Raw genomic sequence first — 11,837 nt, 5'->3', positions numbered from 1 at the left:
TTCAAAGAAACAGACAAAGTTCAAAATATACGGAGCGCCCGGAAATCACTATCGTTGGGGTATCACCTCGAGCAAGGAGCAAGCCCATGAAAACATTCAGAAAAAGCTACGGCCTCACCTTACTGGCGCTGCCCGGCATCCTGCTTCTCTTCCTGATGGACTACGTTCCGCTGTACGGCTTGCTGATTCCCTTCAAGGACTACAAGTACAATCTGGGCATCTGGAACAGTCCGTGGATCGGCTTCGACAACTTCCGGTTTCTGTTCAACGGCGATATCCTGCGCAGAGTGCTCAGAAATACGCTGCTTTACAATCTCGTGTTCATTGCGCTGGGCACGGCCGTATCGGTGTTCTTCGCGCTGCTGCTGCGGGAAGTCGGCAGGAAAGCCGTGAAGGCTTACCAGACGGTGCTGTTCATTCCTTATTTTATCTCGTGGGTCGTGGCGGGCTTCGCTTTCCAGGCGCTCCTGAACATGGATTACGGGATTCTGAACAAGGCCCTGGAAGCGATCGGCAGGGATCCGATCATGTGGTACAACGATCCGAAGTATTGGCCGGTCATTCTGATCGTCGTCGCGATCTGGAAGGGGCTCGGATACGGCGCGGTCATTTATTATGCGGCCATCATCGGCGTCGACGCGGAGTATTACGAGGCCGCCCGCATGGACGGCGCCACGAAGCTGCGCCAGGCGGTGTCCATCACGATTCCGATGATCATGCCTATTATCACGATGATGGTCATCCTGCAGATCGGCAAAATTTTCTACAGCGACTTCGGGCTCTTCTACAATGTGACGATGAATTCGACGCTGCTCTATCCCACGACGGACGTTATCGATACGTTCGTGTATCGCTCGCTGGTCGATCTGGGCGATATCGGCATGGCCGGCGCGGCGGGGTTCTTCCAATCGGTCGTCGGGTTTACGCTTGTCATCCTCACCAACTACGTCGTAAGAAAAATCAATGCCGACAATTCGTTATTTTAAGGAGGGCGTATCCGCCATGTCCAAGCCGACACATCCGGTCGCTCGCTCTCCCTATATCGGAAGCCGAACGGTCGTCCACTTGTTTTTTATTCTGGTATGCTTCATTTGTATCTATCCCTTCCTGGTCGTCCTGGGAACGTCGCTGCAGAACGAGAGCGATATCCTGAAATCCGGGTACGCCATCTTCCCCAAGCAGATCGATCTCACCGCGTATAAGGTGCTGCTGCATAATCCCGGCGTCCTGCTGAACGCCTATCTGGTCAACATCTATACGACGGCGCTCGGGGCGGCGGCGGGACTTTTTATAACGACCGGCTTCGCGTTCGCCATCTCCAGAAAAGACTACGCCTATCGGAAGCAGCTTTCTCTTTATGTGTTCTTCACGATGCTGTTCCAAGGGGGGATGGTTCCCTCCTACATTTTGATGGTGAGTTGGCTGGACTTGAAGGACAATGTACTGGCGCTGATTCTCCCTTTCCTGATCACCGGCTGGCATGTCCTGCTGATGAAGGGATTTCTGCAATCGCTGCCGGACGCGCTGTTCGAATCGGCCAAGATCGACGGGGCCAACGAGTTTATCATTTTTACGAAGATCGTGCTGCCGCTCACGAAGCCTGCGCTGGCTACCCTCGGGTTGTTCCTGGTGTTGCAGTATTGGAACGATTGGTGGCTGACCCTGCTTTACATCGAAAACGAGAACTTGATGAAGCTGCAATATTTGCTCATCCGCGTGCTGCGCAATATGGAGTTTCTGAACAGCGCGGAAGCCGTCCAATACGGATTGGTCAAGCCGGGACAGCAGGTTCCCAGCCTTAGCGCCCGGATGGCGATGTGCATTCTGGCGGCGGGGCCGATGCTGGTCGTGTTCCCTTTCTTTCAGAAATATTTCGTGCAGGGCCTGACGGTAGGTTCCGTAAAAGGATAGCTCGCTTGCGCTTGGTATCAATACGGGCGCATGGATCCGCGGTCCTGCGACTGTTTGATATAGATGCACAACCATATAAACCTAGGGAGGCCTTTGTGTGAGAGTAGGCAAGGTTAAAGTAGACAACAAGCTGGGCGTTATTCTGTCCGCAAGCATGGTCGCGCTCGCCATCAGCGGTTGCAGCGGGAAGAACAATGAATCGGATGCAAGTCCAAGCGCCGGCGCAAGCTCGAGCGCAAGTCCAAGTGCGAGCGCAGCGTCGCCCGAAGCCAGCAAGGCGGCCGATCCGTCAGAGAAGTTCGTCGACGTGAGCTGGTATATCCGCAAGCCGATCGACACGATCAAGGATCAGGACGCGATTGAAGCGGAAGTCAATAAAGGCCTCAAGGAGACCGTCAACGCGAATCTGCACATTCACTTTATCGATGCCGCCAGCTGGGAAGACAAGATGAAGCTGATGTCGGCCTCCGGCGACGAGTACGACCTGGTATTCACGTCGAACTGGACGAACCCGATCGACCTGAACGTGCAGAAGGGCGCCTTCCTGCCGCTGGACGATCTGCTGAAGCAGTACGGGCCGGACATTCTCGCCAAAGTCGACGAGCGCGCCTGGAAGGCGGTCACATACAACGGCAAGATCATGGCCGTCCCGTCGCAGTCTCCGTTCTCTACGCCGGGCGGCATCGTGTTCAAGAAGGATCTGGTGACCAAGTACAACTTCGACTATACGAAGGTGCACAAGCTGCAGGAGCTGGAGCCGTATCTGGAGATGATCAAGAAGAACGAACCGGAAATCACGCCGCTGCTTGTCACCAAGACGGTGAATGCCCCGGGCGACTATGTGTTCGATTTTACCAATATTACGAAGGGCATCCGTTATGACGAGAAGGGGGGGGAAGCCGTGATGGAGCTCGACATTCCGGCCTTCCTCGACAATTATCGCACGATGAACGACTACTACAAGAAAGGTTACGTCGCGAAGGACGCCGCCATTAAAACGGACTTCATCGCCGAAGCGAAATCCGGAAAATACGCGGTCATGCGCGATTCCGGCGGTTATACCGAAGACGGCTCCAAATCGACCGCCTTGTTCGGCTATCCGACGGTGGAAACGCTGGCCTACTACCCGACGATCGCCACGCCGAATATGGTGGGCGCGGCCACGGCGATCAGCGTGACATCCAAAAATCCGGAACGGGCGATGCAGCTGCTTAACCAGGTGTGGAAGGACAAGAAGCTGTCCAACACGCTCGCGTACGGGCTGGAAGGCAAGAACTATACCGTAAAATCGGGCGCCGGTACGGACAGCCCGTCCATCGAAGCCAAGAGCGGCGCGGAGCAGACGTGGGCGATCTGGCATAACTGGCTCGGGCCGCTGTGGGATCAGTGGGATTCCGGCTGGAACTCGACGGCTTCGCTCGAGCAGATGCAGAAGAATAACAAGGAAGCGAAGACCTCGTCCATCCTCGGGTTCCTCTTCAACGGAGAAGCGGTCAAAACCGAAATCGCGCAGGTGAGCGCGGTATACTCCGAGCTGTGGCCGATCATGCAGACCGGCTCGATGCCCGACTTCGACAAGTTCCTGGCCGACATGAAGCAGCGCCTGAACGAAGCGGGACTGGATAAAGTGCTTGCCGAAGTCCAGAAGCAGATCGACGCGTGGAAAGCGCAAAACCAGTAAGCAAAAACGAAACGGGTAGGACGCTAAGGCTTTCCGCGTAATGGTGGGGAGCCTTAGCGGGCGCTTGGAACGGTTTTGCGGCAGAAGCCGCGGAAGAAACACTACTCCGGGATCGGAAAGGGTGCTATGTCGATGCAAAAAAGAAGAGTGGCATTGGAGGCTCTGTGTTATTCCGTCATTATCCTGATCGTCATCCTGGTACAACAATCGTCCTTCGCGAAGGCCGAGGAGAATTCCGCCGCCCCGAAGGTCGGCTATCTGGTCGACGAGAACTTCTCGTTCCTGTACAAAAACGGCGGCGAAGAGCTGCCGTCCGGCTGGGACATCCGCAAGGCGGGAGGCAGCGTGACCGGCGCCTATAACAACTGGTTCAAAATCAGCGATACGAACGCGACGCTGCCGGTGTCCATGCACAGAGCGTTCGTCGCGCAAAGCGGCGGTATCCTGACGCTGGAATACCGGTTCAAGTTATCCGCGGGCATGGACGGCGCGAAGTGGCAGCTCGGCGACGGCGATACCGAGGCGGTCAGCATCGCGGCGCAAAGCGGCGAGCTGCGGCTGGAAACCGCCGGCGGGGGCGTGCAGACGCTGCAAGCCTATGCCGCCAATACGGAATATGGCGTCAAGGTAGTCGCGGATCTCGACGCGGATACGGCCGACGTCTATATCGACGGCGTTCAGAAAGCCGCGGGCGCCGACTTTAAGCATGAAGTCGCTCAGTTGAACCGGGTGGGGATTCTCACCGGGGGGGCCGCGAAGGGCGACATGTTTATTGCGCCCGTCAAGATTTACAAGGGCTACGACGTCAACGAGCGGTTCCTCTCGCTCCTGCCGGGGGATCTGCCCGGGGATTGGCAGACGGTGACGGCCGGCGGCACGCTGGCGGTCGAGCAAATGAACAGCGCTACGCGTCCAGATATTTACAGCTTGAAGTGGGACGCGACCGGAGCGACCGGCACCATGCGTCTTAAGAAGAGCGTGCCGGCGGCGACGTACGACAGGGTGTTTGAATTTAAGCTCCTCCTGCCTCAGAAAAAAGACGGGTTCTCCGCATCCCTCACTAATGGAAGCGCTTCCCCTTTGAAGCTGGTTACGGCGAATGGCAAGCTCGCATATATCGGCGCCGCGGGTCAAGCGATCCCGTTCTACGATTATTCGGCCAATCTGTGGTATCACGTCAAAGCGAAGCTGGACTTGGCCGGCGCCAAGGCGGATCTTTACGTCAACGGCAAGCTGCAGGCCCAAGGCGTGCCGCTCGCTTCGAGCGCAACCAGCCTGGATGGGGTGGCCTTCGAGGCCGCCGCGTCTATGCAGGGCGTGGCGTGGCTCGACGACATATTGCTGTACGAGAAGCTGCCGCTTCCGGCCGACTACGTGCCCGAGCCGGTGCCGGCCGTCTCCGACGATTATGCCGTCGGCGTGCAGAGCTGCCCGATCTGGCGCGAAGGCAGCCATCTCGGCTGGGATACGATCACCCCGTACGCGGAGCGGGAGCCCTACCTCGGCTATTACGACGAGGGCAATCCGGAGACGGCGGATTGGGAGACCAAGTGGATGGCCGAGCACGGCATCGACTATCAGATGGCGTGCTGGATCCGGCCCGCGTACGGAGAAGGCGCGCCGATCAAAGATCCTTATCTTCATGAGTCGCTGCATGAAGGCTTCTTCAACTCCCAATACGGGGATAGGGTGAAATTCGCGATCATGTGGGAGAACGCGGCCTCCAAGGCGAAGGACAGCGCGGACTTCCGCACGAATATCGTGCCGTACTGGATCGAGTATTACTTCAAGGATCCGCGCTACATGGTGATCGACAATAAACCGGTCGTCTCTATCTACAGTCTCTCCGGCTTGAAGCGGGATTTCGGCGGCACGCTGGCGGGGGTCAAAGCCGAGACCGATTATTTGCGTACGGCGGTCCAGAATGCCGGCTTCGACGACGTTATTTTGCTCACGACCACCTCGGCTTCGGACGCGACGTCGCTCAGCGAGCGGGACCAAGCGGGCTTCGACGCGATCTACGCCTATAGCTGGGGCAGCGCGGGCGGACATGCCGAGGTTCAAAAATCGAACATGAACGCGCAGCGCGATACCGGCTTCATCGATACGCTGCCGACGATCAGCATGGGCAGGGACGATACCGCGTGGGAAGGCAAGTCCGGCTACTACGCGCCGCCGGCGGAGTTCGAAGCCGTCTCGCAGTGGGTCGCGGATTCGTTCATGCCGTCCCTGCCGGCCGGCAGTCTGGGCAAGAAGCTGGTGATGTTCGACAACTGGAACGAGTTCGGAGAAGGTCACTTCATGATGCCTGCCGGCTTGGCCGGCTTCGGATATCTGGATGCCGTCCGAAATGTCTTTACGGATGAAGGGGGCGCGCATGCGGACGCTCAGCCGACTCCGGTCCAGAAGGCGCGCCTTGGCATCCTGCACCCGCCGGGTCGGGTGCTGCCGCTCAAGTCGCCGACGCCGCCGGCCGTAACGAGCCAGTACGATCCGCTCTGGGGCTTCGAGACGGACGGCGATGCGGAAGGGTGGACCCTGGAGAAGCAAATCGACAATTTGGCGGTTAGCGCCGGCGCTTTGTCGGGAACCGCCAACAACACCGACCCGGGCATTCGGTCGGCGGACCAATTGAACATTCAAGCTTCGGATCACCCCTATATCCGAATCCGAATGAAGAGCAGCGTGTTTTCCACGGGACAGTTGTTCTTCACGACGGATACCGATCCGAACTGGAACGAGGTCAAGTCCGTCAGCTTCTATGTAGAGCGCAATGTCGACGGATACACCGACTACCTGCTCGAGATGTGGAAAAACGCCTCGTGGACCGGGAAGATCCGCCAGCTCCGGTTCGACCCGATGACGTCGACGGGGAGCTTTGCCATCGATTCCATCGGGATGGTCCTCTCTCCCGACACGGGCATCGCCTTGAACGTCGACGGCAAGCCGGTTCGGCTGTATCAATCGCCGGCCATGGCCGACGGGACGGTCATGGTGCCGGGCGGCGAGCTGTTGAAGCGCTTCGGCGCCGGCACCGAGTGGGACGAAGCGACCCAGACGTTAATCGCGGTCAAGGACGACCGCGTCTACAGGCTCAAGGCCGGCGACACGACGGCTTATAAGGACAGCCAGACGATTACGCTCGCGCATGCCCCTGTATTGCTGCCTTCGGGCGAACTGCTCATTCCGGCGTCCTTCTTCAACCAGGCATTCGGCTACGTCGTGAATTGGGATCCGGACGAACAGCTCATCCGGATCTATACCGTATCGAAGCGTTGGGAATTCGACGGCCTTGAGGGCTGGACGACCAATGAACAGGTCGCCGGCGTTCAGGTCGCGGGCGGCATGCTTCTGGCGACCGCTACCGGCAGCGAGCCCGCGCTGATCTCGCCGGACAACATCGATTTCGACGCTGCGGCGATCAAGCGCATCAAGCTCAGGCTGAAGAACGGTTCAAGCGGCAGCGAAGCGAAGGTGTATTTTACGACGGCGGCCTCGCCGCAATGGAGTTCGTCGAATGCGCTGACGACCTTCGTCCTGCCCGAGGATCCGAATACCCGGGAATATGTGTGGGATCCGAGCGTTCTGCCGGCATGGACGGGAACGATCAAGCAGATCAAGATCGTACCGACGAATGCCGCAGGGGATTTTGCCATCGACGCCGTTGCGCTGGATACGGCGTTGACCGTTCCCGTCAAGGGGGCCAATCTGGTGGCGAATCCGGGATTGGAAGCCGATCCGCTTCCGAACGGCTGGGAGACGACCCGGGTATGGGAGACGGCCAACGTTCATAGCGGACATCAAGCCTTGAAGGTGACCAAGACCAATGTGTATGGCAGCGTGACGTTCCCGGTTGCCGTCCAGAACGGATCGACGTATGCCTACTCGGCGTGGGCGAAGCTGGCGTCGAACGGCGTTACCGGCAAAGTGATCCGGCTCGGCCTGTCGTACAAGGTGGATGGCGTAGCCAAGCAGATCATTGTGGCCTCCAGCCCGGCGCTCAGCGGCACCGACTGGACGCAGGTGAAGGGGAACTACACCCTGAATGAAACCGGGAATGTGACGAACGTATCGGTGTACCTGTTTACCGACGCACCGGCGGAGACGGACGTCTATTATCTGGACGATCTCGAGGTCAGGCCGATTACCGAGCGGGCTACGCCCGCCTGGATACCGGTATCCGGTTTGAGCTTGAACAAGAGCGCCGCGACGATCATGCTCGGCAGGACCGAGACGTTGACGGCTTCCGCGCAGCCTTCGGACGCATTCAACCAAGAAGTGGTCTGGCAATCGGACAATCCGCAGGTCGCGATCGTGGACGCGAACGGAACCGTGTACGGGAAAGGCCTGGGCGTCGCTCATATTACGGCGACCACGGTTGATGGCGGCCAAACGGCAACGAGTACGGTCACGATCGTCGAGTGGGCGGACCAGACGGTCACGTTGACCGTGAAGCCCGACGGCACCGGCGACTTTACCTCGCCCAAGCTGGCGAACGACAGCATTGTGGACAGCAGTGCCGAGAAGCCGTACGTGATCCTGATCTATCCGGGCGTCTACACGGAGATCGAATGGGTTGTAAAGCCGTACGTCACGCTCCGGGGCACGGACAGGGACACTGTCTGGCTGAAAGGAGAGCTCCCGGCATCGTCCAATAACAGCCAGATCACCGGATCGTCCACCGTGTGGCTGAGAGGAACGGCGGCGCTGGAGAACCTGACCATTACGGCGAAGAACATGAGGTATCCGGTTCACAGCGAGCAAAGCGGCGGCAACAAGAATGCCGTGCATACGGTGCGCAACGTCTATATCGAGCATTACGGCAACCTGGAAGCGGTCCAGTACCGCCAGAACTGGATCGCGTCCCATCCCGGCGAACCGCTTGATCCGGATCATGATCCGACCCAGGTGTGGGGCGGCAGCAGCGGCGACGGTTCCCACGCCTGGGGTTACGGCTCGGCCAGCGGCGTATTGGAGACGTTCTACGACAGTACGTTCGTCTCCAAGGCGACAGGCTGGTACGTGCACAACCGGGAGGATTTCACCAAGCCGCAGATCAATATCGTCAACGACAGCAAGGTCGTATCGACCGCGCAGTCCAAGCCGGTTGTCATTCAGTCCCTGGGCAGCGGCACGGACGACGAAGTCATCTTCAACAACACGGAGTTCGTGGGCACCTATATGACCCAGGACGACATCCCGTGGATTACGCAGAAGCCGGAAAATCAGTACGCCGATCATGCCGACTACAAGGTCACCCTCAATAACAGCACGCCGATCGGTTACGACGACAGGCACAGAGGCAGAGCACTGGCGCTGTTCAGCAACGCCGCAGGCGGCAGCTCCTCCGTTCAGGTAAGCGGCACCGCCGTGTCCGACCTGTTGGGCGCGTATACGGTACGGGACGGAGGCGGCGGGCTGAAAGGCTACTTGTACGGCTATTGGGACATCTCAGGCATCAAGGTCGGCATCAGCTCCAACGTCACCGTCAACAACACGCTCGGAAGAAGGTTCGGGGACCTGACGGTCAACAACAAGACCCTGTCCGTCACCTTCGAGGACGGGACGACCAAAACCGTCGTATTTAACGAAAACTACACGGAGCAGACGAACGCCTATATCATCGGTCAGATCAATGCGCAATTGGGCGCATCGGGATATGCGGCGGAATACAACGTGACCCTGAACGAGTACTATCCGCAGGTGCCCGACAAGCAACTGACGCTGCACAATCTCACATCCGTCGGCATTCCGAGATTCGCTCCCGTCGTATTCGATGCCGACAGCGGCTCGATGCGGCTCATGACCGCGGCCGATCCGGCAGCCAGCTTCGTGGGCTTCACGCTGGAGCGGGTCGTGCCGGGACAATCGGGCAGGGTGCTGACGGAAGGCATCCTGAAGAAAAGCCAGTTGAACGGCTTCACGGGGAATATCGCGGTCGGGACGAAAATATCGATCGGCACCCAGCCCGGCACCTTGGCCGTCAACGCCAACAAACCCGCGCTGCTGACGGGCGTCCTGGCCGACTGGGCTTCCTTCAAGGGGAACCAGAGCTGGGTCGCGTCGACGGGCGTCAGCCTGAACAAGACGGCGCTGACCTTGCAGCTCGGTGGGACGGAAACGCTCGTGGCGACCGTATCTCCGGCCGACGCGACCCGCAAGGATGTTCAATGGAGCTCCGATAACGTCGGCGCGGTAACCGTGGATGCGAACGGAACGCTTCAGGCCGTCGGTCCGGGCACGGCCACGATCACGGCCGCCACCTATGAGGGCGGCCATACGGCAACGGCTTTCGTAACGGTTCCGACGCCGATTCTGGGCAATAATCTCGTCTCCGATCCGGGTATGGAGGGCACGACGCCTCTGTATACCGGTTGGGAAGTGACGAGAGCGCTGACCACGCTTGAAGCGCATGGCGGCGCTCAGTCTTTGAAGATCACGAAGACGAACGCGTTCGGAAGCCTGAGCTTCCCCGCCAATATTACGAAAGGCGACGAGTTTTATTACTCCGCCTGGGCGAAGCTGGCGCCGAATTCGTCGGCGGGCGCGGTGCTCCGGATCGGTCTGTCCTACAGGGTGGACGGCGTCTCCAAGCAGAAGATCATCTTGACCAGCCAGCCGCTTAGCGAGACGGCATGGAAGCAAGTTAACGGGACGTATACGCTTCAGGAAACGGGCAGCGTCACGAATGTTTCGATGTACGTGTTTACGGATCTGCCGGCCGCCCTGGACACCTACTATCTGGACGACGTGGAGATCCGGTCCGTTGCCGTGGATACGACGCCGCCGGTCACGGCGTTGACGCTATCCCCTGCTTTACCCGATGGCGAGAACGGCGCGTACAAACAGCCCGTGACCTTCGCGCTGACGGCCACGGACGCTTTGTCCGCGATCGCCAAGACGCAATACAGCACCAACAACGGCGGACTCTGGCAGACGTATTCGGCGCCGGTCACTTTGGCGGCGGACGGCAATTACGAGGTGCTCTATCGCGCCATTGACGGCTCGGGCAATGTCGAGACGGCGAAAAGCGTGACGTTGGTCGTCGACCGTGTCGCGCCGACGACCGCGGCAGCGTTATCGCCCGCGGCGCCGGACGGACCGAACGGGACGTACATAGGCCCGGTCACGGTCACTTTGACGGGCACGGATCACGTATCCGGCGTAGCGAGCACCGAATTCAGCCTGGATAACGCCACGACGTGGCAGCCCTATACCGCTGCCGTGACGTTCGATACGCAAGGCGAGATCGCCTTGCGCTATCGCTCGACGGATCGGGCGGGGAATATCGAAACGGCCAAAGCCTTGGATTTCGCTCTTGCGACGACATCCGTTAAAGTGCAGCTCAAGGACAGCAACGGAAATCCGCTGAGCGGCGGCATCGTTTCCTACTACGACGGCGGCTGGAAATCCTTCGGCGTGACGGACGCCCAAGGCATCGCAAGCAAATCCCTGCCGAACAAAGCGTACACGTTTGCCATGTCGTACGAAGGAACTTATAAAGAGATCGCGCAGAATACGGGGAACGGCGCTGCGGTCGTTTTCCGGACGGTCAAGGTGACGGTGCGGCTGAAGGACAGCTTGGGCAATCCGCTGGACACGGGCAGTGCGAGTTATTATGCGGACGGGTGGAAGACCTTCGGCACGACGAGCGGGGGCGAGGTAAGCAAGGAGCTGCTGCCCGGCACCTATACGTTCGGGATGAAGCACGAGGGTGCGTACAAGGAGTTGCTGCAGAATGTCGGGACGGATGCGACGGTGGTATTTCAGACCGTCAAAGTGACGGTGCGGTTAAAGGACAGCCTGGACCAACCGCTGGATACGGGCAGCGCGAGCTATTATGCGGACGGGTGGAAGACCTTCGGCACGACGAGCGGGGGCGAGGTAAGCAAGGAGCTGCTGCCCGGCGCCTATACGTTCGGCATGAAGCGCGAGGGCGCGTACAAGGAGCTGCTGCAAAATGTCGGGACGGACGCGACGGTCGTATTTCAGACAGTCAAAGCGACGGTGCGGTTAAAGGACAGCCTGGGGAATCCACTGGACGGCGGCATCGCAAGCTACTATGCGGACGGCTGGAAAGCCTTCGGCACGACGAGCGGCGGAGAAGCCGGCAAGGAGCTGTTGCCCGGCTCCTACACCTTCGGCATGAAGTATGGGGAAGCGTACAAGGAGATTCTGAACGATATCGCAACCCAACCCATGATCGAGTTTGAAGTCTAGCTCGGACCCGGATCGCGCCGGCCTT

4 protein-coding genes are annotated in these 11,837 nt (G+C 59.2%); all 4 read left to right on the top strand.

Annotation, left to right across the window (positions count from 1 at the left end):
• Positions 1–86 precede the first annotated feature (86 nt).
• The 4 genes from BM235_RS22360 to BM235_RS22345 all read left to right on the top strand — a co-directional run bounded on the left by BM235_RS22360 (position 87) and on the right by BM235_RS22345 (position 11,812).
• Positions 87–986 carry an ABC transporter permease subunit gene (locus BM235_RS22360; protein ID WP_090116465.1) on the top strand — a complete coding sequence of 300 codons (900 nt, stop codon included), beginning with the start codon at positions 87–89 and terminating at the stop codon, positions 984–986.
• 16 nt (positions 987–1,002) lie between these two features.
• Positions 1,003–1,911 (top strand): carbohydrate ABC transporter permease, encoded by a 909-nt coding sequence (locus BM235_RS22355; RefSeq protein ID WP_090116464.1) that lies wholly within the window; start codon positions 1,003–1,005, stop codon positions 1,909–1,911.
• A gap of 97 nt (positions 1,912–2,008) precedes the next feature.
• Positions 2,009–3,592: a DUF3502 domain-containing protein gene (locus BM235_RS22350; protein WP_090116463.1), complete on the top strand. Its 1,584-nt coding sequence runs from the start codon at positions 2,009–2,011 to the stop codon at positions 3,590–3,592.
• Positions 3,593–3,724: 132 nt separating this feature from the next.
• Positions 3,725–11,812 (top strand): OmpL47-type beta-barrel domain-containing protein, encoded by an 8,088-nt coding sequence (locus tag BM235_RS22345; protein WP_158543990.1) that lies wholly within the window; start codon positions 3,725–3,727, stop codon positions 11,810–11,812.
• Positions 11,813–11,837 lie beyond the last annotated feature (25 nt).

This window comes from Cohnella sp. OV330 (genome assembly GCF_900112065.1).
Lineage (GTDB): Bacteria > Bacillota > Bacilli > Paenibacillales > Paenibacillaceae > Cohnella.
Note: the sequence above shows the minus strand (reverse complement) of the source record. Positions and strands in the feature narration are given on the sequence as shown.

Coding starts and splice junctions, on each gene's coding strand:
- BM235_RS22355 (WP_090116464.1), top strand. CDS start 1,003: ATGTCCAAGCCGACACATCCGGTCGCTCGCTCTCCCTATATCGGAAGC.
- BM235_RS22360 (WP_090116465.1), top strand. CDS start 87: ATGAAAACATTCAGAAAAAGCTACGGCCTCACCTTACTGGCGCTGCCC.
- BM235_RS22345 (WP_158543990.1), top strand. CDS start 3,725: ATGCAAAAAAGAAGAGTGGCATTGGAGGCTCTGTGTTATTCCGTCATT.